20 protein-coding genes are annotated in these 21,625 nt (G+C 68.0%); 9 read left to right on the top strand and 11 right to left on the bottom strand.

The features are described 5' to 3' along the window. Positions 1-16 precede the first annotated feature (16 nt). Positions 17-1,309, bottom strand: a complete 1,293-nt coding sequence (gabT, locus tag BLV60_RS18500) for a 4-aminobutyrate--2-oxoglutarate transaminase (RefSeq protein ID WP_093056721.1) — start codon at positions 1,307-1,309, stop codon at positions 17-19. A 170-nt stretch (positions 1,310-1,479) separates the two neighbouring features. On the opposite strand from gabT, the gene BLV60_RS18495 reads away from it, so the two are divergent. The 4 genes from BLV60_RS18495 (at position 1,480) to BLV60_RS18480 (ending at position 6,291) form a co-directional block, all read left to right on the top strand. Then, the gene (locus tag BLV60_RS18495; protein WP_093056784.1) at positions 1,480-2,889 is read left to right on the top strand and encodes an aminotransferase-like domain-containing protein; all 1,410 of its coding nucleotides are present in this window, start codon (positions 1,480-1,482) and stop codon (positions 2,887-2,889) included. A gap of 149 nt (positions 2,890-3,038) precedes the next feature. Further along, entirely contained in the window at positions 3,039-4,088 is a 1,050-nt protein-coding gene (locus tag BLV60_RS18490; protein ID WP_093056783.1) for an ornithine cyclodeaminase, read from the top strand. 36 nt (positions 4,089-4,124) lie between these two features. Next, positions 4,125-5,165, top strand: coding sequence for a histone deacetylase family protein (locus tag BLV60_RS18485; RefSeq protein WP_176928824.1), 1,041 nt, complete (start codon positions 4,125-4,127; stop codon positions 5,163-5,165). Positions 5,166-5,307: 142 nt separating this feature from the next. After that, positions 5,308-6,291, top strand: a complete 984-nt coding sequence (locus tag BLV60_RS18480) for a Bug family tripartite tricarboxylate transporter substrate binding protein (protein WP_093056719.1) — start codon at positions 5,308-5,310, stop codon at positions 6,289-6,291. On the opposite strand, the gene BLV60_RS18475 is transcribed toward BLV60_RS18480, so the two are convergent. After that, on the bottom strand, positions 6,278-6,847 hold the full coding sequence (locus tag BLV60_RS18475; protein WP_093056718.1) for a TetR/AcrR family transcriptional regulator: 570 nt from the start codon (positions 6,845-6,847) through the stop codon (positions 6,278-6,280). The genes BLV60_RS18480 and BLV60_RS18475 overlap by 14 nt on opposite strands. 88 nt (positions 6,848-6,935) lie before the next feature. Between BLV60_RS18475 and BLV60_RS18470 the strand changes: the two genes are divergently transcribed. Further along, positions 6,936-8,183: an MFS transporter gene (locus tag BLV60_RS18470; RefSeq protein ID WP_093056717.1), complete on the top strand. Its 1,248-nt coding sequence runs from the start codon at positions 6,936-6,938 to the stop codon at positions 8,181-8,183. 187 nt (positions 8,184-8,370) lie between these two features. Further along, positions 8,371-9,582: a porin gene (locus BLV60_RS18465; RefSeq protein ID WP_093056716.1), complete on the top strand. Its 1,212-nt coding sequence runs from the start codon at positions 8,371-8,373 to the stop codon at positions 9,580-9,582. 53 nt (positions 9,583-9,635) lie between these two features. On the opposite strand, the gene BLV60_RS18460 is transcribed toward BLV60_RS18465, so the two are convergent. Then, on the bottom strand, positions 9,636-10,493 hold the full coding sequence (locus BLV60_RS18460; RefSeq protein WP_093056715.1) for an HAD-IIB family hydrolase: 858 nt from the start codon (positions 10,491-10,493) through the stop codon (positions 9,636-9,638). Positions 10,494-10,590: 97 nt separating this feature from the next. Between BLV60_RS18460 and BLV60_RS18455 the strand changes: the two genes are divergently transcribed. Genes BLV60_RS18455 through BLV60_RS18445 form a run of 3 tightly spaced genes read left to right on the top strand, consistent with a single transcriptional unit; the run spans position 10,591 to position 13,243 of the window. Continuing rightward, a complete protein-coding gene (locus BLV60_RS18455) occupies positions 10,591-11,586 on the top strand; it encodes an ABC transporter ATP-binding protein (RefSeq protein ID WP_093056714.1) in 996 nt (331 codons plus the stop codon). Further along, positions 11,583-12,434 (top strand): ABC transporter permease, encoded by an 852-nt coding sequence (locus tag BLV60_RS18450; protein ID WP_093056713.1) that lies wholly within the window; start codon positions 11,583-11,585, stop codon positions 12,432-12,434. Before BLV60_RS18455 ends, BLV60_RS18450 begins: the two co-directional genes overlap by 4 nt. Positions 12,435-12,439: 5 nt before the next feature. Beyond that, a complete protein-coding gene (locus BLV60_RS18445) occupies positions 12,440-13,243 on the top strand; it encodes an ABC transporter permease (protein WP_093056712.1) in 804 nt (267 codons plus the stop codon). 7 nt (positions 13,244-13,250) lie between these two features. On the opposite strand, the gene BLV60_RS18440 is transcribed toward BLV60_RS18445, so the two are convergent. From BLV60_RS18440 to BLV60_RS18405, 8 genes are all read right to left on the bottom strand, one after another. After that, positions 13,251-14,879: a peptide chain release factor 3 gene (locus BLV60_RS18440; RefSeq protein WP_093056711.1), complete on the bottom strand. Its 1,629-nt coding sequence runs from the start codon at positions 14,877-14,879 to the stop codon at positions 13,251-13,253. A 97-nt stretch (positions 14,880-14,976) separates the two neighbouring features. After that, a complete protein-coding gene (locus BLV60_RS18435) occupies positions 14,977-15,591 on the bottom strand; it encodes a GNAT family N-acetyltransferase (RefSeq protein WP_093056710.1) in 615 nt (204 codons plus the stop codon). Beyond that, entirely contained in the window at positions 15,588-16,661 is a 1,074-nt protein-coding gene (locus tag BLV60_RS18430; protein WP_093056709.1) for an alpha/beta fold hydrolase, read from the bottom strand. The genes BLV60_RS18435 and BLV60_RS18430 overlap by 4 nt, the downstream gene beginning before the upstream one ends. Beyond that, on the bottom strand, positions 16,658-17,071 hold the full coding sequence (locus BLV60_RS18425) for a hypothetical protein (protein ID WP_093056708.1): 414 nt from the start codon (positions 17,069-17,071) through the stop codon (positions 16,658-16,660). Before BLV60_RS18425 ends, BLV60_RS18430 begins: the two co-directional genes overlap by 4 nt. 34 nt (positions 17,072-17,105) lie before the next feature. After that, on the bottom strand, positions 17,106-18,035 hold the full coding sequence (locus BLV60_RS18420; RefSeq protein WP_093056707.1) for an alpha/beta fold hydrolase: 930 nt from the start codon (positions 18,033-18,035) through the stop codon (positions 17,106-17,108). 15 nt (positions 18,036-18,050) lie between these two features. Then, the gene (gene phaP, locus BLV60_RS18415) at positions 18,051-18,545 is read right to left on the bottom strand and encodes a TIGR01841 family phasin (RefSeq protein ID WP_093056706.1); all 495 of its coding nucleotides are present in this window, start codon (positions 18,543-18,545) and stop codon (positions 18,051-18,053) included. 152 nt (positions 18,546-18,697) lie between these two features. Next, positions 18,698-19,348 carry a hypothetical protein gene (locus BLV60_RS18410; protein ID WP_093056705.1) on the bottom strand — a complete coding sequence of 217 codons (651 nt, stop codon included), beginning with the start codon at positions 19,346-19,348 and terminating at the stop codon, positions 18,698-18,700. A gap of 148 nt (positions 19,349-19,496) precedes the next feature. Beyond that, the gene (locus BLV60_RS18405) at positions 19,497-21,530 is read right to left on the bottom strand and encodes a hypothetical protein (protein WP_093056704.1); all 2,034 of its coding nucleotides are present in this window, start codon (positions 21,528-21,530) and stop codon (positions 19,497-19,499) included. Positions 21,531-21,625: the final 95 nt, after the last annotated feature.

Raw genomic sequence — 21,625 nt, 5'->3', positions numbered from 1 at the left:
GGAAAGGATCTGTCGATCAGCGCAGTGCGGCGAAGCTGTCCGCGAGAAGCGCCAGGCCTTCGTCCACAAGCAAGTCGGATGCCGTGAGCGGCACCAGTACGCGAATTACATTGCCGTAGGTGCCGCATGACAGCAGGATTAACCCGCGCCGTGCCGCCTCCGCGACCACCTTGCGGGTCAGCGCGGCATCGGGGCGCGACGTGTCGCCCTGCTCGAACAGCTCGACGGCCACCATGGCGCCGAGCCCGCGCACGTCGCCGATGGCCGGCACGTCGGCCGCGATGCGGCGCAGGCCGGCCGTGAGCCGCTCGCCCAGCGCCCGGCTGCGCGCCAGCAGTTGCTCGTCGTCGAACACTTTCAGCACCGCGAGCGCCGCGGCGCAGCCGATGGGGCTGCCGGCATAGGTGCCGCCCAGGCCGCCGGGCGCGGGGGCGTCCATTACCTCGGCGCGGCCCACCACGCCGGAGATGGGGAAGCCGCCCGCCATCGACTTGGCGGTGGTGATCAGGTCGGGTGCCACGGGCCACTGCTCGCTGGCGAACCAGGTGCCGGTGCGGCCCGCGCCGGTCTGCACCTCGTCGGCAATGATCAGGATGCCGTGGCGGTCCGCCAGCGCGCGCAGGCCTTCGACGAAGTCGTTGGGCGCCACGTAGAAGCCGCCCTCGCCCTGCACTGGCTCCAGGATGAAGGCCGCCACGCGCTCGGGCTCGATGTCGTTCTTGAACAGCAGCTCGACCGAATGCAGTGCATCGTCCACGCTCACGCCGTGCAGCGCATTCGGGTACAGCGCATGGAACACCTCGCCCGGGAAGGGGCCGAAGCCGATCTTGTAGGGAGCCACCTTGCCGGTGAGGCCGAGCGTCATCATCGTGCGGCCGTGGTAGCCGCCGGTGAAGGCAATGACGCCGGGGCGCCGGGTGTGGGCGCGGGCGATCTTGACGGCGTTCTCCACCGCCTCGGCGCCGGTGCTCAGGAAGATCGACTTCTTCGCGAACGCGCCCGGTGCCAGTGCATTCAGGCGCTCGGCCAGCTCCACATAGGGCTCGTAGGCCACCACCTGGAAGCAGGTGTGCGAATAAAGATCTACCTGCGCCTTGACGGCGGCGCTGATCTCCGGATGGCAGTGGCCGGTGTTGAGCACCGCGATGCCGCCGGCGAAGTCGATGTAGCGGCGGCCCTCGACGTCCCACAGTTCGGCGTTGGCGGCCCGGCTGACGAAGATTTCATGGGCCTGGCCGACGCCGCGGGCGACGGCCGCGTTGCGGCGGGCCATGAGGGCGGCGTTGCTGAGGTGGGGTTCGCGTTGCATGGTACGACCTGTGCTTTGGTGCTGTGAAGAAGGAATCCCGGCACTCTAGGTCGCGCGATTCGATCCAGCCATGTACACCGGAAGTGATCGCCCGGAAGACTGTACTGGTCTTGTATCCTGTACATACTTTCCTCAATATGGTGCAGGCCGGACTGCCGGAGACACCCCCGATGCTCATTCTTCGCCCCGAACAGCCGACGCCGCTGGTAAGCCAGATCGTGGAAGGGCTGCGCGGACTGATAGGCGCCCAGAAGCTCAAGGCCGACAGCAAGCTGCCGTCGATCCGCGCCTTTGCCGCGGCCCACGGCGTCAGTGTCTTCACGGTGGTCGAGGCCTACGACCGGCTGGTGGCGCAGGGCCTGCTGGTCTCGCGCGCCAACGCGGGCTTCTTCGTCAAGCGGCGCAGCGAAGACAGCGCCGCCGGTGCGGCCAGCGTGCCCCGCCCGGACCCCCGCTTCGACGCCCGCTGGTATCTGCAGCAGATCTTCGAGAACCGCAACCTCCCGCTCAAGCCCGGCTGCGGCTGGCTGCCACACGACTGGCTGTTCGAGGACGGCATGCGCCGCAGCCTGCGCCACCTGGCCTCCGAAGGCACCGACATCGGCGGCTACGGCCTGCCCTTCGGCCACATGGCGCTGCGCATGGCAACGGCCGAGGCGCTGTCGGAGCAGCAGATCGTGGTCGAGGCCGCGCAGGTCCTGCTGACCCAGGGTTCCAGCCAGGCGCTGGACCTGGTCGCGCGCCGCCTGCTCAAGCCGGGCGATTCGGTGCTGGTGGACGACCCGGGTTATCCGAACCTGATGTTCATGCTGCGCTTCCTGGGCGTGGAGATCATCGGCGTGCCGCGCACCCCAACGGGCTACGACATGCCCGCGCTCGAGGCGCTGCTCGCGGTGCACCGGCCCAAGGCCTTCTTCACCCAGCCCCGGCTGCAGAGCCCGACCTGCTCGATGGCTTCGCTGCCGCAACTGGTGCAACTGCTCCAGCTGGCCCAGACGCACGACTTCACGCTGGTAGAGAACGACATCTACGCCGAGATGGACGCGTCGATGCGCCCCTCGCTCGCCAGCCTGGGGCAACTGCGCCGCGTGGTCTACGTGGGCAGCTACTCGAAGACCATCTCGCCGAACATCCGCGTCGGCTATGTGGTCGCCCAGCCGGAGCTGCTCGAAGAGCTGGCGCAGCTCAAGATGGTTTCGGGCCTCACCTCGTCCGACATCACCGAGCGCCTGGCCTTCGGCACCGTGACCGACGGCCGCTGGCGCAAGCATCTCAAGGCCCTGCGCGACAGGCTCGCGCAGGCGCAAGGCAGTGTCGCGAGGCGGCTGGACGGGCTTGGCTTCGAGCTGTTCCATGAAGCCGCGGCCGGCATGTACCTGTGGGCCCGGCACCCGGACATTGCCGACAGCGCCGAGCTTTCGCGGCGCGCCGCGGCGGAGGGAATCATGCTCGGCCCGGGCCAGCTGTTCCTGGTCAACCCGCATCCCACCGGCTGGCTCCGGTTCAACGTGGCCTTCAGCGAAGACGAGCGGCTGTGGCGCTTTCTTGAGCGCAACATCGAAGAGCACAGGCACGACTGACTGCTGGCACGGCCGGGGCTCGCAAAGGCCAGCAAGCAGGCGCACAATGGCTCGAACCCTTGGCGCAGGCGCATCCTGAATCAGCCATGGTGGAGTGAACATGTGAGGGGATGAAGCGCCGTGCCGGGGGCTACGCAAGGAGCCGCGCCATGACCCGCTTCATCGATGTTCACAGCCTGGTCCGCCTGGTGGACGAGACCGGCATTCCCCAGTTCCTCACCGCGCTGGCCGACGCGCTGCGCGACGACTTCCTGCGGTGGCGCGAGTTCGACAAGAAGGCGCGCGTGGCCAGCCATTCGCACCTGGGCGTGATCGAGCTGATGCCCGTGGCCGACGACGGCGCCTATGCCTTCAAGTACGTCAACGGGCATCCGCACAACACGCAGGTCGGGCTGCCGACAGTCATGGCTTTCGGCGTGCTGGCGGAAGTCGATACGGGCTATCCGGTGCTGCTGTCAGAACTTACGCTCACCACCGCGTTGCGCACGGCTGCTACCTCGGCGATGGCGGCGCAGGCCTTGGCGCGGCCCGATTCGCGCAGCCTCGCGCTGATCGGCAACGGCTCGCAGAGCGAATTCCAGGCGCTGGCCTTCCATGCGCTGCTCGGCATCGAGGAAGTGCGCGTGTTCGACACCGACCCGCACGCCACCGACAAGCTGGTGCGCCACCTGTCGGCCTGCACGTCGCTGGACATCGTGCGCGCGCACTCCGTGGCCGATGCGGTGCGCGGCGCCGACATCGTCACCACCGTTACCGCCTGCCAGGGGCGCGCGACCGTGCTCACGCCCGACATGATCGAGCCGGGCATGCACATCAACGCCGTGGGCGGCGATTCGCCCGGCAAGACCGAGCTGCACCCCGACGTGCTGCGCAAGGCGCGCGTGTTCGTCGAGTACGAGCCGCAGACCCGCGTCGAGGGCGAGATCCAGCAGATGCCCGCCGACTTCCCGGTGCACGAACTGTGGCGCGTGCTGCTCGGCGAAGTGCCCGGCCGCGAGACCCCCGCACAAGTCACGCTGTTCGATTCGGTGGGCTTCGCGCTGGAGGACTACACGGCGCTGCGCTACATCCAGCGCCTTGCCACGGAGCGCGGCATCGGCCAGCAGATCGCGCTGGTGCCCGAGCTCGACGACCCGAAGGACCTGTTCGGCCTCACGGCCTCGGGCCGGCGACGGGCGGTGCTGCGGCGTGCGGCATGATGGGCGGCTTCATCACCGCCGATCCTGCTTTTCTCCATGCTCACCATCTACAACGACCAGCACGTTCTTCACCAGGGCAAAGTCGAGATGTTCCGCGGCGAACTCGTGCCGTGCTTCGAGGTGCCCGCCCGCGTCGATCATGTGAAGCATGAGCTGGAGCGCAGGGGCTTCGGCACGCTGCAGGCACCCGATGCATTCGACGAGGCGCTGCTGGCCAAGGTGCATGCACCGCGCTACCTGGACTTCATCGCGCATGCATGGGACGAGTGGGTCGCGCTGGACCCGACCAACGTCTCGCGTGATGCGCTGCCTTCGTACTGGCCCACGCGCGGCATGCGCACCGACGTGCTGCCGAAGAGCTTTCCGGCGCGCATGGGGCTGTTCTCGTTCGATGCGGGCACGCCGCTGATGGCAGGCAGCTGGGCGGCGGCGCGGCATGGCGCGGCCTGTGCGTGGACCGCGGCGCAGCGCGTCATTGGCGGCGAGCGCGCTGCCTTCTCGCTCTCGCGGCCGCCGGGCCACCATGCCGGCGCCGATTTCTTCGGCGGCTACTGCTTCCTCAACAACGCCGCCGTCGCGGCGCAGGCGCTGCGCGACGCGGGCGTCGAACGCGTGGCCGTGCTCGACGTGGACTACCACCACGGCAACGGCACGCAGGCCATCTTCTATGAGCGCAGCGACGTGCACTTCGCGAGCCTGCACGGCGACCCGCTGACCGACTACCCGTATTACCTGGGCCATGCCGACGAGCGCGGCGCGGGGCAGGGCGAGGGCTTCAACCACAACCTGCCGCTGCCGCGCGGCACGGACTTCGCCGCCTGGCGCGCGGCGCTGAAGACCGCGCTCGACCGCATCGCCGCGGTGAAGGCCGGCGCGCTCGTGGTCTCGCTCGGCGTCGACACCTTCGAGGGCGACCCGATCTCGGGCTTCAAGCTCAAGAGCGACGACTACCTGCGCATGGGCGAAGACCTGGCGCGCGCGGGGCTGCCGACGGTGTTCGTCTTCGAGGGCGGCTATGCGGTGGCTGAAGTGGGGGTGAATGCGGTGAACGTGCTCGAAGGTTTCGGGCAGGCGTAGCCGGCCAGTGCTGCGCTGACGCGCAGGCGACTCGGATGCCGCGAATGGCCCTGTTTTCCCCGGGAAATCAGGGGAGCCCCGATTGCCTTCCCCAACGGGGCGGGGCCCAATCGGCGCTTTCAAAGTCAGGATCCAGTCAGCCATGCTCCGCCGCACCACATTTCTCCGCGCCGCCGTCGCGCTTGCCGCTTGCGGCCTTGTTTCTCCCATGGCGGCGTTCGCGCAGAGCTTTCCCGCCAAGCCCATCAAGCTGGTGATCGCCTTCCCGGCCGGCGGCCCGACCGACATCACCATGCGCCAGCTTGCGGAGAACGCGAGCAAGATCCTCGGCCAGCCGGTGATCATCGACAACAAGCCCGGCGCGGGCGGCACGCTGCCCGCGCAGGCGCTGCAGACCTCGCAGCCCGACGGCTACACCGTCGCGCAGATCCCGCTCGGCGTGTTCCGCCTGGGCTACACCACCAAGATCAACTGGGACCCGCTGAAGGACATCACGTACGTCATCAACGTCACGGGCTACGCCTTCGGCATCGTGGTGCCGGCCAACAGCCCCTTCAAGACCTGGGCCGACTTCGTTGCCTACGCCAAGGCCAACCCCGGCAAGCTCACCTACGGCTCCACCGGCACGCTGACCAGCCCGCACCTGACGACCGAGATCGTCGCGCAGAAGGCCGGCATCGAGCTGCAGCACGTGCCCTACAAGGGCAGCGCCGACCTGATGCTCGCGGTGGTCAGCGGCCAACTGATGGCCGCCGCCGACAGCACCGGCTTCGCGCCTCAGGTCGAGGCGGGCAAGCTGCGCGTGCTGAACACCTGGGGCGAGAAGCGCCTGGCCAAGTTCCCCGACGCGCCCACGCTGAAGGAACTGGGCTACGACGTGGTGCAGAACTCGCCCTTCGGCATCGGCGCGCCCAAGGGCACGCCGCCCGAGGTGGTGAAGAAGCTGCACGACGCGTTCAAGCAGGCGATGGAAGAGCCGAGCTACGTGACCGCGCTCGGGCGCTACGACATGCTGCCGAACTACATGAGCTCGGCGACGTACACCAAGTTTGCGCAGGAGACGGTGGTGCGGGAGAAGGTGATCATCGACAAGCTGGGGTTGGCGAAGGAAGTCAAGACGAACTGAGCACGAACAGCTCGTCCACCAGCCGCGCCGCCAACTCCGGCTTCACTGGATCCGCCCCAAACACAAGGCGAAACACGATCGGCGCAATCAGGTGATCGATCACCTGCTGCGGCTCCGGTGCGTGCTCGCCACGAGCGCGTGCCTGCTCGACCAGCGTCAGCGCCTCCTTGCGGCGGTTGCGCAGGCAGTCGGTGTCCGAATCCCCGTTGGCCAGCGCGGCCGCGGCTTTCAGCAGCGAGGTGTTGCACGGCTTGGCCAGGTGCTCGATGAGTTCGCGCGCCCAGGCTTCGAGGTCGGCCCGTAGCGCGCCGGTGTCTGGCAGTGGGCGGTTCGGGTCCAGCCGGTGGGTGGCCGTCTCCGCCAATAACCCCTGCAGATCGCCCCAGCGCCGGTAGATGCTGGAGGCGCTGACGCCCGCGCGCTCGGCCACTGCCGGCACCGTTACACGCTCCCGCCCCTGTTCGGCCACGAGTTCTTCGAGGGCGGTGCGCACCAGCGCCTGCACTTGCGCGCTGCGGCCACCGGGACGTTTGTGGGGAAGGGCGATGTCGTTCATGGCTGGACTTTAACGCAAAGATATTTGCTTTAGTTGATTCCCAGGTCTAGAATCACAAAAGCAAAAAAAGTTGCGTTAAGGATTCGCCATGCCATCCACCTGCCCCGACCTTGCGGTCAGCACCTCCGACCTCACCGCCCGCGCCAAGCCCTGGCGCCTGCCGGCACGCGCGGCTTTTCCGTTGCTGGCCGCCGTGCTGTTCGCCTTCTTCTTCGCGGCGGCTGCACCGTCGCCGCTGTTCGTGGTGTTCCAGCACGCCTGGCACTTCTCGTCATCGCTGCTCACGGTGGCTTTTGCGATCTACGCGATTGCGTTGCTGATCTCGCTGCTGGTGGCGGGTTCGCTGTCTGACCACATCGGCCGGCGGCCCGTGGTGCTGGCGGCGCTGGTGCTGCAGGCGGTGGCGATGGGGCTCTTCCTGCTGGCGCACGGCATCGGCGGGCTGATCGTCGCTCGCGTGGTGCAGGGCGTGGCCACGGGCATCGCGAGCGGCGCGCTGAGCGCGGCGGTGGTCGAGGCTGCGCCGGCTTCGCGCAAGCGGCTGGGGGCGCTGATCACGAGCGTGTCTCCGCTGGCCGGCCTGGCGTTGGGCGCATTGCTGACGGGTGTGGCGGTGAAGTTCTCGGTTCAGCCGGTGATGCTGGTTTTCGGCGTGCTGGCCGCGGTGTTTGCGCTGGGTGCGGCGGTGGTGCTGTGGATGCCCGAAACCGTCACGCCGCGCGCCGGTACGCTGGCCTCGCTGGTGCCGCGCGTGTCGATTCCCGTGCGCGCACGGGCCGAGTTCGTGCGCGGGCTGCCGGTGTTCGTCGTGGTGTGGGCGCTCGGCGGGCTGTATCTGTCGCTCGCGCCGTCGTTGATGCTGCATGTTTTCGGCATCGACAACGGCGTGGTCAACGGCCTCACGGTGGCGGTGCTCTCCGGCATGGGCGCGATCGCGCCTACGTTGCTCGGCCGATTCGCTGCACCTCGTCCAGCCATCCTCGGCATGGCCAGCATCGCAGTCGGGCTGGGGCTGCTGCTCGCCTCGCTTACCACCCGTTCGCTCGCGCTGTTCTTCGTCGGCACCGCGGTGGCGGGCATCGGCTTCGGCGGTGCGTTCTCGGCGCTGGTGCAAACGCTGGCGCCACTGGCGCAATCGCACGAGCGCGGCGAACTGTTCGCGGCGATCTTCGTCGTGAGCTATCTCGCGTTCAGCCTGCCCGCGATGCTGGCGGGCTTCCTGGTGGCGCCGCTGGGGTTGCTGAACACGACGGAAGGCTATGCGGCGGTGCTGCTGCTGATCGCTGCTTTCGGCGTCTGGAACCAGTGGTCGGTGTTGCGCCGTGGCGCGCATTGACGCGCAATGGCGCGCAGCTCACACATGTCAAGTGCGGTACCCCTTCGTCAATCAAGCGTTAACCCTATGTAATTCATTCGTCTTCTAGCGAAGAAACACTCGGATGCAGTCCTGTGGCGCAAAGGCCCGGACTTCTTAACTGTCGCCCGATACGGAGCGGCGAATTCCCCATCCTGGAGTGATACGAATGAAAAAATCCCTGCTTGTTCTGGCCGCCCTTGCGGCTTGTGGTGCCGCGTCGGCGCAATCGACCGTAACGCTGTTCGGCGTGGTCGACGCCGCCTACCGCAACGTATCGAACAAGAGCGAGTCGACGAACCCCTTCGGCCCCTTCTACAGCGTGAAGGCCAGCCGCACCGAACTGGCCAATTCGGGCCTGAGCTCCAGCCGCCTCGGCTTCCGCGGCGTGGAGGACCTGGGCGGCGGCCTGTCGGCCAGCTTCTGGCTCGAGTCCCCGATCACCAACGACGACGGCGCCACTGGCCTCAGCAATTTCAGCCGCCGCTCGACGGTGAGCCTTGCCGGCAGCTTCGGCGAAATCCGCCTCGGCCGTGACAAGACCGCCACCGTGCTGAACGAAGAGCAGTTCGATCCGTTCGCCGACACCGGCATCGGCGGCTCGCTGATCATCGACGCCAACGAAACCAGCGTGTCGGGCACCGGCTACGGCAGCAACAGCACGTACAAGCGCGCCGGCAACATGGTGCAGTACTTCCTGCCGCGCAACCTGGGCGGCTTCTACGGCAACGTGGGCTACAGCCTGCATGAGCTCACCCGCACCTCGCCGGACTCCGTGGCCGGCGCCGACAAGACCAACACCGGCCGCCACATTGGCGGGCGCGTCGGCTATGCAGCCGGTCCGCTCGACGTGGCCGCCAGCTACGCGCAGAACGACACGAGCTTCACGACCGGCTCCGGCGCCGCGGCCGTGGCGCGCCCGGGCAAGATCAAGACCTTCAACCTCGGCGCGACCTACGACTTCGGCGTGGCCAAGCTGTTCGGCGAGTACTCGCGTTCGAAGGACCAGCGCGACCCGCTGAATGTCTTCACCCGTGTGCCGGACGTGGACCTGACCGGCTACCTGATCGGCGTGACCGTGCCGATCGGCCCGGGCCAGATCCGTGCTTCGTACTCGCAGGTCAAGTACGACTTCAACCGCGTGCCGGTTCTCGGCGTCGTGAACGCCCCCGATCCGAAGTCCAACAAGCTCGCACTGGGCTACGTGCACAACCTGTCGAAGCGCACCGCGCTCTACGGAACGATCGCGCGCGTCAGCAACAAGAACGGCGCGGGCAACACGGTCGGCGCCGGCCCGTCGTATGTCGTCGCGTTCAACCGGGCCGCGCTGCAGCCCAAGTCGTCGATGGGCTACGAGTTCGGCATTCGCCACGCGTTCTGAGCCGGGTAGTCAGTCCTCTCGAGTTTTCTCCAAGGGTCTTCAGACCGATCCTTTTAGCCCGCCTCGTGCGGGCTTTTTTTATTTCCTTGTTGCATTCGTGCCGACAGCACGGCGCGCGCCGCCTCGGCAAACCCCGAGCCGCGCTCGCCCTGCGTCACGTAGCGCGGCAGGTGCTCCAGCTGCGGTACGAAGCGCGCGACGTTCGCCACGCCGATGCTGTGCGCGAAGGTGCGAAACATCAGCTGGTCGTTGGTGGAGTCGCCCACGTAGGCCCAGCGGTCCATTTCGTCGTCGAGCGTGCGGCCCCACAGCTCGCGCACGATCCAGCGCGCGCCTTCGAGCTTGTCGTTGTCGCCGTACCAGCCGTTGATGTGGATGCTGCTCACGGTTGCGTGCATGCCCTCGCCGCGCATCAGCGCCACCACCTGCGCGATGGTGGCGTCGCCGAGTTGCACGAACTCGCTGTGGTCGATGGCGATGTCGGTCTCGCGCCCCGGCGAATCGGTGGCGCGCCCGACGCCCGGAAATTCGCGCTCGATGCGCGCCAGCACGGTCTGCATGCGCGCGAAGTTGGCGGCGCGGGTGGTCGCATCCTGCTGGTAGCGCTTCCAGACCCGGCCGCCGGCCGCGGGCAGCAGCGCCACTGCACCGTTCTCCGCCACGATGGCATCGACGGGCCACGCATTGACGAAGGGCAGGCTCCAGCCCACCGGCCGGCCGGTGATTGCCACCACCGACAGCCCCGCGGCCTTGAGATCGCCCAGCGCCTGCAGCGCATCGGGCGTGATCGCGCCGTCGTGGGTCAGCGTGTCGTCGATGTCGGTGAAGACGCCGACGAGCGCGCTGCGTGCCGTCGCCTCCCAGCGGGTCAGCGGCAACAGGTGGTGGGGCGAGGCGGGCAGCGAGGGCATGGCGAGGAATGTTGGGGGGAGTCGGTGATCGTACTTGTGCCTTCTTCGTGTAGCATCCCGCCCCCGCCGCGCCATCGAGGCCGGCGCGGCGCCCTTCATGCCTCACATCCTCGTCGACCACCTCCGCAAGACCTACCGAATCTCCGAGCGCGACCCGGGCGTGATGGGCGCGCTGCGCGGGCTCGTGCAGCGCCGCCATCGCACGGTTGAGGCGCTGTCGGGCGTCTCGTTCTCGCTCGAGCGCGGCGAGCTGCTCGGCTTCATCGGGCCGAACGGCGCGGGCAAGTCGACCACGATCAAGATCCTCTCGGGCATCCTGCGGCCCGACGGCGGGCGCGTGGAAATCGACGGGCGCGACCCGTTTGCAGACCGCGAGCGGCACGTGGCGCGCATCGGAGTGGTCTTCGGCCAGCGCACGCAGCTGTGGTGGGACCTGCCCGTGGGCGATGGCTTCGACCTGCTGCGCGACATCTACCGCGTGGACCCGGTGCGCTATCGCCGCACACGCGACGAGCTGGTCGCGCTGCTGCATCTGGAGCGTGTGCTCGACCAGCCGGTGCGCCAGCTCTCGCTGGGCCAGCGCATGCGCGCAGAAATTGCTGCGGCGCTGTTGCACGAACCCGACATTCTTTTTCTCGACGAGCCGACCATCGGTCTCGATGCGCCGTCGAAACTCGCCGTGCGCGACTTCGTGCGCCGCGCCAACCGCGAGCGCGGCACCACCGTGCTGCTGACCACGCACGACATGCATGACATCGAGGCGCTGGCCCGCCGCGTGATCGTCATCGGCCACGGCCGCGTGCTGGCCGACAGCCCGGTGGAGGCGCTGCGCGCGCAGGTGATGGCCGAACGCCGGCTGGTGGTCGACTTTGCGCAGGACGCCGAGCTGCCCGTGGAAGTGGCCGGCGCACGCGTGCATTCGCGCGACGGACAGACACTGGTGCTCGACTTCGACCCGGCGCAGACCGCCGCGCCCGCGCTGATCGCGCGCATCGCCGCTGCGCACGCGGTGGAAGACATCCGCCTCGAAGGGCTGGCGATCGAAGCCGTTATCGCGCGCTTCTATGCCATGCATGGAGCGGCCGAGGCATGACGGCGACCAGCCCGCGCGATCTTGCGAGGCCCTACTTCGCGGCCTTCGCGTCGCGCTTCCTGCAGATGCTGCAGTACCGCACCGCCGCGCTCGCCGGCTTCGCCACGCAGTGCTGGTGGGGCGGCATCAAGGTGATGGTGTTCGCGGCCTTCTACGGCCACGCGGCCACCACGGATGCGAGCAACTCGATGTCGCTCGCGCAGGCCGTCACATACACGTGGCTCGCGCAGGGGCTGCTCGTGCTGCTGCCCTGGCTGGGCGATCCGGAAGTGGGGCAGGCGGTGCGGACCGGCGCCGTCGCCTACGACCGGCTGCGGCCCGTCGATGCCTATGCGCTGTGGTTCGCGCGCAGCGCCGGCTGGATCGCGGCGCGCGTGCTGCCGCGCGTGGCGCTGATGGCTGCGTTCGCGATGGTCGTGCTGCCGCTGGCCGGCCTCGGCGAGTGGGCCTGGCAACTGCCGGCGGGCGTGGCGGCGGGGCTCGCATTCATGCTGTCGGCCGTGCTCGCACTGCTGCTTTCGACGTCGATGGTGATGCTTCTGAATGTGGCCGCCACCGCCGCGCTCAACGAACGCGGCATCAGCGCGGTGGCCACGCCGGTGGTCATCGTGCTCTCGGGCAACCTGTTGCCGCTAGCGATGCTGCCCGATGGCTGGCAGACCGCGCTGCTGATCCAGCCGCTGGCCGGTTTGATGGACATTCCGGCTCGCCTGTACTTCGGGCAGCTGCAGGGGTGGCAGGCCGTCGGCGGCTTGGGGCTGCAGGCTTTCTGGATCGCGGTGCTCGTGGCCTTCGGCCATTTCGCCATGGGCCGCACCATGCGCGGCCTGCAGGTGCAGGGCGGGTGAACGCGATGGGATCGCTTCCGCTTTTCTTCCGCTTGGTCGGCGCGTCCATCGGCGGGCAGGCGCGCTATCCGGCCTCGGCGCTGATGCTGACCGTCGGCCAGTTCCTCGGCTCCGGCATCGAGGTGGTCGCCGTCTGGGCGCTGTTCCATCGCTTCGGCGACGTGCAGGGCTGGCGCATCGGCGAGGTGGCGCTGTTCTACGGGCTGGTGAACTGCATGTTCGCGCTCGCCGATGCGCTCGGCCGAGGCTTCGACGTGCTCGGCACGGAGTTCCTGCGCACAGGTGCCTTCGACCGCCTGCTGCTGCGCCCGCGTTCGCTGGCGCTGCAACTGATGGGCAACGACTTCCGCATCAGCCGCGCAGGGCGCTTGTTGCAGGGTCTGGCGGTGATCGTGTTCGCCACGCATCAGGCGGCCATCGCATGGACTCCGGCCACGGTGGCGATCGCCCTGTTCGCCGTTGCCGGCGGCGTCGCGCTGTTCCTCGGCATCCTGGTGCTGCAGGGCACGCTGTCGTTCTGGACCGTCGAGAGCCTGGAGATCGCCAATGTGCTGACTTATGGCGGCGTGCAGGCGGCGCAGTATCCGTTGGCGCTGTATGCGCAGTGGTTCCGCCGCGTGCTGACCTTCATCGTGCCGCTGGCCTGCGTGGCGTATTACCCGCTGCTGGCAATTCTGGGCAAGGCCGATCCGCTGGGGGCGCCCGGGTGGGTGGGCATGGTGTCGCCGCTCGCGGGATTCGTGTTTCTCGCGGCGGCGTTCGGGGCTTGGCGCTTCGGGTTGCGCCACTACGCCTCGACGGGCAGCTAGCGCGCCATCAACCGGCGCTCTGCAGCGCCAACCCCGCATGCTCCCGCAGCGGATGAAAGTGGATCTTCGGAAATCGCTCCTGCGCCAGCCGCACGTCGTACGGCGAGGTGCACAGGAAGGCCAGCGTATCGGCCGCGTCCTTGGCCATGCGCACCGGGTATGCGTTGACGAACTCGCGCAGCTCGGCCGGCGTGTCAGCCGTGATCCAGCGCGCACCGGTGTACTGGCAACCTTCGAGCCGCACGTCGGCGTCGTACTCGGCCTTCAGGCGGTGCTGCACCACTTCGAACTGCAGTTGGCCGACCGCGCCCAGCAGCATCGGGCCGCCGACCTCGGGGCGGAACACCTGGATCGCACCTTCCTCGCCGAGCTGGGCCAGGCCCTGCTGCAGCTGCTTGGTGCGCAGCGGGTTCTTCAGGATCACGGTCATGAACAGCTCGGGCGCGAAGAACGGCAGCCCGGTGAACTGCAGGCTCGCGCCGTCGGTGATGGTGTCGCCCAGCTGCACGCCGCCGTGGGTGGTAAAGCCCACGATGTCGCCCGCGTAGGCCTCTTCCACCGCCTCGCGGCGCTGGCTCATGAAGGTCACCACGCTGGTGGGGCGCAGTTCCTTCGAGGTGCGCTGCACCTTGAGCTTCATGCCCGGCGTGTACTTGCCCGAGGCCATGCGCACGAAGGCGATGCGGTCGCGGTGGTTGGCGTCCATGTTGGCCTGCACCTTGAAGACCACGCCCGCGAAGTCCTTGTCCTCGGGCTGGATCTCCTTCACCACCGGCTGGCGGTTGACCATGGTGGTGCTGGTGCGCGACTGCGGCGATGGCGCAAGGTCGACCAGTGCATCGAGCACTTCCATCACACCGAAGTTGTTCACGCCGGAGCCGAAGAACACGGGTGTCTGCTTGCCGGCCAGGAAGGCTTCGCGGTCCCAGGTGGGTGATGCGCCGGTGGCCAGCTCCATGCTGTCCATGGCGGTCTCGAAGTCGGCGCCGAAGCGCTTGGTGAGCGTGTCGCGCTCGCTCAGCGGGATGGTCTCGAAGTCCTGCGGCAGACGTTCGCTGCCCGACTCGAACACCGTCATCGCCTGCGTGCGCAGGTTCATGATCCCTCGGAAGGTCTTGCCCTGGCCTACGGGCCAGGTCATGGGCACGCAGGGCATGCCGAGCTCGCGCTCCACCTCGTCGAGGATGTCCAGCGGCTCGCGCACTTCGCGGTCCATCTTGTTGACGAAAGTGATGATGGGCGTGTCGCGCTGGCGGCAGACTTCGATCAGCCGCCGCGTCTGCGCTTCCACGCCGTTGGCCGCGTCGATCACCATCAGCGCCGAGTCGACGGCTGTGAGCACGCGGTAGGTGTCTTCCGAGAAGTCCTTGTGGCCGGGCGTGTCGAGCAGGTTGATGACGTGGTCGCGATACAGCATCTGCATGACCGACGAGGCCACCGAGATGCCGCGCTGCTTTTCGATTTCCATCCAGTCGGAGGTGGCATGGCGCGAGGCCTTGCGCGCCTTCACCGAGCCGGCGATCTGGATCGCGCCGGAGAAAAGCAGCAGCTTTTCGGTCAGCGTGGTCTTGCCGGCGTCAGGGTGGGAAATGATCGCGAAGGTGCGGCGGCGGCGGGTTTCGGCAACAAAAGACAAGGTGGGCAATCTGCGGGGGAATGCCGCGATTTTAGAAGGGCGGCGGTTTGCGCCCCGTCCGGCCCTGGCAAAGCACCCCCGCAGACGCCTGCTTCTTTCAGGCTCCGAGCGCTTCGTTCATCCCGTACGCCCGCATCTGCGCCTCGAACCGCGCCACGTCGTGGCTCAGCACCACGAGGTCGTGCGTCACGCCCTGCCAGTCCTTCACGTGCTTGCTCAGCAGCGCCTCGGGGCGAAAGCCCAGGGCCTGGAAGACAGCGATGGCGCTGCGCTGGTCGACGGTCATGCGGGCGACGAGTTTTTCCGCTCCGCGCTCGATGGCCAGCGAGCAGGCCTCGCGCGCGAGCCGCTGGCCCAGGCCGCTGCCGCGCTGCTCGGGCGCGGCCAGCACGCGCAGTTCGGCGACGTGGCTGGACCATGAGTGCGGATCGCGGATCACCGCCGCGCAGCCAAGTACCGCGGCTTCGCGCACCGCGAGCACGCTGTCGATGTCGCCGCGCTCGATGGCACGCACCCAGGCGTTCATCACCTTGGGCTGGGTGATGTCGCGCGGCAGGAAGAGCAGGTCGTGCGCGGGCAGTGCCTGCGCGAAGGCCAGCACGGCGGCAGCGTCGTCCGCGGTCATCAGGCGCAGGACGATGTTGCCTTCGCTGCTCGTCACGGTGCGCGGATAGGTCCGCGAAAAGGAATCGGAAACGGCGGTGATGGTCATGTCGATCGCACTCCAAGCCATTCGTCGAGTTTGGGCCACAGCCTGCGCACCGCGTTCGGGCCGGCGGCAAGGCTGACGTGGCCGCCCTTGAGCACCACTTCTTCCTTGTCGGCCGAGCCGATGCCGGCAATCAGCGGCTGCCCCGCTTCATACGGAACGATGTGGTCGTGCTGCGCAAGCGCGTGCAGCACCGGCACCTTGATGTTCTTCAGCAGCACCTTGCGCCCGCCGAGCATCAGTTCGCCCTTGTGCAGCTTGTTGCCCCACATGAGTTCCTTAACGGTCTGGCGGAAATACTCGCCGGCCAGCGGAAGCATCTCGGTGCCCCAGCGGTCGAACATGCGGTACGACTTGACGAACTCGTCGTTGTCCATGTTGTCCCACAGCTGCACCACGCCTGCGCTGCGGCCCGCCGGGCGCAGCATGTCGAAGGAGGCGAACAGCATCTCGGGCGGCACGTTGCCCACGGTGTCGACCAGCCGGTCGACGTCGAAGTAGCGCTTGTCCGACCACGCATGGAACATCTTCATGTGGCTGAAGTCGATCGGCGTGGTGAAGAGCGCAAGGTTCTTCATTGGCCCGCCGGGGTGCAGCGCCGCATAGAGCGTGGAGAGCACGCCGCCCATGCAGTAGCCGATGAGTGTGACGTCTTCCTCGCCCGAGCGTTCCTGCACGCGCCGCAGCGAATCGGGGATGAAGTCGAGCACGTAGTCTTCGATGCGCAGGCGCTTCTCGTCGGGGCGTGGCGCGTTCCAGTCCATCATGTAGACGTCGTAGCCCTGCAGCAGCAGGTGCTCGACCATGCTCTGGCCCGGAGCGAGGTCGAGGATGTAGCCGCGGTTGGTGGTTGCCATGACGATCAGCACCGGCACGCGGTAGATCTCGTCGACCATCGGGTGGTAGTGGTACAGGCTCAGCGTACCGCGCCGGTGGATCTCGTCCTTCGGCGTCTGGCCGACGGTGGGCGTGGCCGAGGTGAGGAAGTCCAGGCCCTTGATGTTGCGCTGGATCGCGCGCTCGATCTCCGCGCCGATGTCGGGCAGGGCGAAGGCATCGAGGGCGGTGGTCATGTGGGGCGCTTTCCTGCTGGCTTGCGCGTGCGGGCCGGCTTCGCTGTTGCGGCCGGCGGCTGGCGCGTGCGGCGCGGCTTCGGCGCAGCGGCTTGCGCGGTTGGCGCGGGGCCGGCTCCGCCCTCCACCGCACGGGCGATGCGCGCGAGATGGTCGTCGATGCGCTGCAGTTGCTCGCCCAGCACTTGGAGGTCGGCGCGCGTGGGCAGGTTCAGCAGCGTCAGGTAGCGCGCCATCAGATCGCCCAGCGCCTTCTGCGCGGTGAGCGAGGCGCTCATGCCGCCGTGCATGCCTTGGCGGAAGGGGTCCGAGGCCATGGCCTCGTTGGCGAATTCGTTGGTGCTCTTTTCCCACTGGGCGGTGAGCTCGCGCCACATCGCCATCGGGTCGAGCGGGGAGAACTGGTTCATGGCAGGTGCTCCCTTGTCTGTCGTTGTTGTCGTCTCAGGTGTTCGGGTGCCGCGCCGTGTGCGCCGTGTGCGCGGCAATGGCGTCGACGATCTGCGGCCACATCGGAATGGGCAGCGCGTGGCCCATGCGCGGAATGCGCAGCAGCTGCGCGCCCGGGATGGCATCGGCCACGTCGACCCCGCAGGCCACCGGCACCAGCGGATCGGCGTCGCCGTGGATCACCAGCGTTGGCACGCGCACGTCGCGCAGTGCGGGCTTGCGGTTGCCCGAGGCCAGGATGGCCGCGAGCTGCCGCGCCACGCCGGCCGGGTTGAGGCCGCGCAGGAACACGAGCTGGGCCTTTTCGGCGTCGCGCGCCTCATCGAGCGTAAAGTCAGACGGGCCGCGCAGCACGCGCCACACCCTGGCGTAGTGCGGCAGGTAGGCCTCGAAGGTCGTCGGCGAAGGCGTGAACAGCACGGCCATCGCCTCGGGCGTGGGCGGCGGCAGGCCCGGAGCGCCGGTGGTCGACATGATGCTGGTGAACGACAGCATGCGGTGCGGGTGGTGGATGCACAGCTCCTGCCCGATGGCGCCGCCCATCGAGGCGCCCACGATGTGGGCACGCGCGATGCCGAGCGCGTCTAGCAGCCCGACGCAGTCGGCGGCCATGTCGCGCAGGTTGTAGGGCGTTCGCAGCGGCTGGCCCGCCATCGCCTGCGCCATCAGCGCCTGGATGTCGGGCACGCCGAGGTGCGAGAGATGCGTCGAATGGCCGATGTCGCGGTTGTCGAAGCGGATCACGCGGTACCCGCCGGCTTCGGCGAGCCGGGCGCAGAACGCGTCGTCCCACGCCACCATCTGCGCGCCGAGGCCCATGACCAGCAGCAGCGGCGGTGCACCGGCGTCGCCGAAGCTGTCCCAGGCGAGCTCGATGCCGTTGGCGCGCGTGCGCTGCTCGACGCGGGGCGGGACTGCGGTCATGGCTGCGGCCCCGGCTTACTTGCGCTGCAGCAGCTTCGTCACTTCGTCCACGTTGGCCTGGATGCGCTGGCGCACCACGTCGAAGGCGTCGGCCTGCGACTTGGCGGCGAGGTTGGCCAGCTCCTTGATGTCGTCGATGGCGCGCTGGAAAGACTGGCGGCCGAGTTCGTCGAGCTTGGCCAGGTTTTCCTTCGGGTCCTTGCCCGGCATTGCCTTGGCGGCGGTCTGCCATTCGGCAATCGCGCTCTTGATCATCTCGGTCTGCCGCTGCACGACGGTCTGCAGGCCCTGGTAGGACTTCTCGTTGGCCTGCATCAGCGCCGCCAGGTCCTTGCGGCCGCTCTCCAGCAGCTTGCCGGCACCGCCGGTCAGGTTGAGGTTCTGCAGCTTGTCGGCCATGCCCTTCAGCGGATTGAGCATGTCCGCGGCGGTCGGCATCGCCGTCTTCGCGCTGGCGGTGCTGCTGCTGGCGGTGGTCTTCTTGGCGGCGGCTTTCTTGGCAGTGGCCATGGTGCGGAATCTCCTGTGACGGTGAACGGTTGGATGGCAGGGACCAGCCTGGCGGCAAAAGCCCCTCGCCACGATACGCCGCACAGATGCACCGGAGGTTGCCGCAGCGACAAAAATGCCTGCGGGATTTCCCTTGGGTGCCGGGCTTCTTCTTACATCGGCGGCGCGAAGCCGTTGCGGCCGGCCGTGACGCGCAATGCCGTGGGCGTGCCGTTCTTCTCCTGCGCATTGACCAGCACGTGGGCGCCGGGCACCAGCAGCGCGTCGGTGCCGGGGCGGAAGGTGACCACGGGCACATCGGGCGGCACGATGACGGTCTTCTCGCCACCCTTGTAGGTCAGCCGCAGCTGCTGGCCGCCGCGCACCGACTTCGGCGCCGCGGCCAGGTCGGCGACCGTGGCGTTGGTCATGGTGCTCTGGGGCAGCAGGTCCCATGGGCGGTGGCCTTCGCCCGTGCCGCGCGCAGCCTCGGGGAACACCACCACTTCGAGCGCCTTCTGCGTACCGTCGGCCTGCGGCATGGCGGCGGTGCCGATGAAGCTGCCGCGCTTGATGTCGGACAGCTTGATGCGGTAGACCTCGGACACGGCCATCTCGGCCGGGCGTGCGAGCGAGACGACCTCGCCGCCGCGGTCCTGCACGACGAGGGTGTTGGCATCGACGCGCACGATGGTGCCGCGGATGCGTACGGTGTCGGGGCTTTGCGCCGATGCGGTGACCGGCAGCACGGCGGCGGTCAGGCAAAGGGCGGTGGCGGTGGTGGCGAGCAGGGCTTTGGACGCGTTGGACAGGGAAATCGGCATGGTGGCTTTCGGGGGCGATGGGAGTCCGGCCAATGTACGTCGCGGCGGCGAATCGTGCAGACCGCCGACTTAGGCCTGAATGAGCAAGAAAAAAGGCCGCACTCCGCGCGATGCGGTGTGCGGCCTTTTTTACGAAGAGCCTGGAGCGTCAGTCGATCAGGCCGATTTCAAGCGCGCCGGCCGTGGCCGGGTTGCGCGAGCCGACCATCGCGAAGAGCTTGCTGCTCTGGCTTGCGAAGTGGAACGCGGTGCCGCCGAACGTTGCCGCGCGCATGTTGAGCGGGCCGATCGTGCCCATCGAACCCAGCGTCGCACTGAGCGTGGCCGTGGTGCCGTCGGGTAGCACCTGCGCGCGGGCGTAGTTGACGGCGTCGATGGACGTGCCGCCCCAACTGCCGTTGGTGGCGCCACCGCGTGCGGCGATGGTGGGCCATGTCGCGCGCTCCGGCAGGCCGATGCGGAACTGCGAGATCGTGGGCGTCGAGGAGCTGACGCCGGCCCCGAGGTAGACGTTCTCGCCACCGATGCGTGCAATCCCGAAGTTGCCGTTGTCGGAGGGATTGGTCACGCTCACGATGTGCCAGGTGTCGACGGTCGGGCCGGCCGACACGGTGTAGGTCCGCAGGGAGGCTGCAGGGCAGTTGTCGATGCGGTAGATCCCGTTGTCATTGCACAGGTAGAGCGTGGCGCCTCCGTTGGCGATCTGGATCTGCGTGATCGACGAATCGCCGGTGGTGGCCGTCAGGTTGATGCCCAGACGGTTGTAGACGCCGTCGAGAGCTGCCTGCGTCTTCACCAGCGCACGCGATGCCACGAACGGCCGCACGCCGTAGCTCACCGGCGTGACCTGCGCGACAGCGAACGGGAACGATCCGACCACCGTGTCCGTCGCAAGGCGGAAGCGCGCCGTGTTCACCGGGCTTGTGATGCGGCTGCTGTCGAAGACGAAGCTGCCGGCTTCTGCCGCGTCTTCGGCGAAGCTGCCGGAGGCGACGGTGCCGGCCTCGTCGGTCATCTCGTAGCGCTTGCTGTCGAGGTTCAGCGCCAGCGTCTGCCGCGTGCCGTTGGTGGCGTAGACCTTGTAGCGGCCGTTGCGTGCGTCGGGCGCGGTGCCGGTATCGAGCAGGTTGATCTGGATGTAGCCCTGCGTGTTGGGGTTGCGCGAACCGACGACCACCGAGAGCAGGCCGTTCTGCATCGCGAAGTAGCTGCTCGCGCCGCCGCTGTTGACGGTGCGGATGCCTTCGGGCGGCAGCGGAAAGGTGCCGCCTATCGGCATCGTCAGGGTGCCGTAGGTGCCGTCCGTGCTGGTGGCTGTGCGCACCGAGTTGGCGGTGTCGATCAGGTTGCTGCCCCAACTGCCCGTGGTCGATGCGCCGATGCCGCGGGTGGTGGGCCAGTTCGAAGAGTCGGGCAGGCCGATCCTCAAGAGCTGGGTGGCCGGCGCAGTCGGGCTGGTGCCCGCCGCCAGATAGACGTTCTGGCCGCCGATGCGCGCCATCCGGAACCTCACTGTGTCAGCGGCATCGGCAATGTTGGTCGCAACCCACGCGCTGTCGATGTCTGCGGCGATTGTGTAGGTTCGCTTCGACGTGGCGGGACACAAGGCGATTCGGTAGACCACGTTGTCGAGACAGATCTCGAGCGTCGTGCCGGTGCCGGAGACGCGCATGGACAGGATTTGCGAGTCCGAAGCGCCGGCGCCGTTGCGTGTTATGCCGAGGCGGTTGTAGTCGCTGTCGAGCAATGCGGCGTCAGTCACGAAATCGCGCGCGGCGATGAAGGGCTGCGCGGCATACGCAGCGGGGCTCGAGTACGCGGTCTGGAACGGGAAGGCTCCGACGATGGCGTCCGTCGTCACCCTGAAGCGCGACGTATTGGCTGCGGTCGTGATCCGACTGCTGGCAAAGACGTAGGTCCCCGGCTCGGTGAAGTCTTCGCTGAAAGTGCCGGACTCGGCCAGGCCGAGGTTGTCCGTCATCGTGTAGCTGCCGGCGTCGAAATCGACCGCCAGTTGCTGTTGCGTGCCATTGGCCGCGTAGACGCGATAGCTGCCGTTGCGCGCGTCCGCACCCAGGGTCCTGCCGGCCGCGACCTCCGGCTTGCCGCTGCCGCCCGACGACAGCGAAAGGCCGCCGGAGCCGCCGCCTCCTCCCCCGCAAGCCGCCAGCAAGGCGACCATGCACCAACTCGCAAGATTCCTCGTCATCCTCATTTTTGTGCCCTTTTGTTTTCAGATAGGCTCGACAACAGGCCGGTTGGCTGCTGAACCAAACC

Source organism: Variovorax sp. YR634 (assembly GCF_900106655.1).
Classification (GTDB): Bacteria; Pseudomonadota; Gammaproteobacteria; order Burkholderiales; family Burkholderiaceae_C; genus Variovorax.
Note: the sequence above shows the minus strand (reverse complement) of the source record. Positions and strands in the feature narration are given on the sequence as shown.

Bases quoted from the DNA above. Each gene is read 5' to 3' on its own strand.
- gabT (WP_093056721.1), bottom strand. From the start codon at position 1,309: ATGCAACGCGAACCCCACCTCAGCAACGCCGCCCTCATGGCCCGCCGC.
- BLV60_RS18495 (WP_093056784.1), top strand. From the start codon at position 1,480: ATGCTCATTCTTCGCCCCGAACAGCCGACGCCGCTGGTAAGCCAGATC.
- BLV60_RS18490 (WP_093056783.1), top strand. From the start codon at position 3,039: ATGACCCGCTTCATCGATGTTCACAGCCTGGTCCGCCTGGTGGACGAG.
- BLV60_RS18485 (WP_176928824.1), top strand. From the start codon at position 4,125: ATGCTCACCATCTACAACGACCAGCACGTTCTTCACCAGGGCAAAGTC.
- BLV60_RS18480 (WP_093056719.1), top strand. From the start codon at position 5,308: ATGCTCCGCCGCACCACATTTCTCCGCGCCGCCGTCGCGCTTGCCGCT.
- BLV60_RS18475 (WP_093056718.1), bottom strand. From the start codon at position 6,847: ATGAACGACATCGCCCTTCCCCACAAACGTCCCGGTGGCCGCAGCGCG.
- BLV60_RS18470 (WP_093056717.1), top strand. From the start codon at position 6,936: ATGCCATCCACCTGCCCCGACCTTGCGGTCAGCACCTCCGACCTCACC.
- BLV60_RS18465 (WP_093056716.1), top strand. From the start codon at position 8,371: ATGAAAAAATCCCTGCTTGTTCTGGCCGCCCTTGCGGCTTGTGGTGCC.
- BLV60_RS18460 (WP_093056715.1), bottom strand. From the start codon at position 10,493: ATGCCCTCGCTGCCCGCCTCGCCCCACCACCTGTTGCCGCTGACCCGC.
- BLV60_RS18455 (WP_093056714.1), top strand. From the start codon at position 10,591: ATGCCTCACATCCTCGTCGACCACCTCCGCAAGACCTACCGAATCTCC.
- BLV60_RS18450 (WP_093056713.1), top strand. From the start codon at position 11,583: ATGACGGCGACCAGCCCGCGCGATCTTGCGAGGCCCTACTTCGCGGCC.
- BLV60_RS18445 (WP_093056712.1), top strand. From the start codon at position 12,440: ATGGGATCGCTTCCGCTTTTCTTCCGCTTGGTCGGCGCGTCCATCGGC.
- BLV60_RS18435 (WP_093056710.1), bottom strand. From the start codon at position 15,591: ATGACCATCACCGCCGTTTCCGATTCCTTTTCGCGGACCTATCCGCGC.
- BLV60_RS18430 (WP_093056709.1), bottom strand. From the start codon at position 16,661: ATGACCACCGCCCTCGATGCCTTCGCCCTGCCCGACATCGGCGCGGAG.
- BLV60_RS18425 (WP_093056708.1), bottom strand. From the start codon at position 17,071: ATGAACCAGTTCTCCCCGCTCGACCCGATGGCGATGTGGCGCGAGCTC.
- BLV60_RS18420 (WP_093056707.1), bottom strand. From the start codon at position 18,035: ATGACCGCAGTCCCGCCCCGCGTCGAGCAGCGCACGCGCGCCAACGGC.
- phaP (WP_093056706.1), bottom strand. From the start codon at position 18,545: ATGGCCACTGCCAAGAAAGCCGCCGCCAAGAAGACCACCGCCAGCAGC.
- BLV60_RS18410 (WP_093056705.1), bottom strand. From the start codon at position 19,348: ATGCCGATTTCCCTGTCCAACGCGTCCAAAGCCCTGCTCGCCACCACC.
- BLV60_RS18405 (WP_093056704.1), bottom strand. From the start codon at position 21,530: ATGGTCGCCTTGCTGGCGGCTTGCGGGGGAGGAGGCGGCGGCTCCGGC.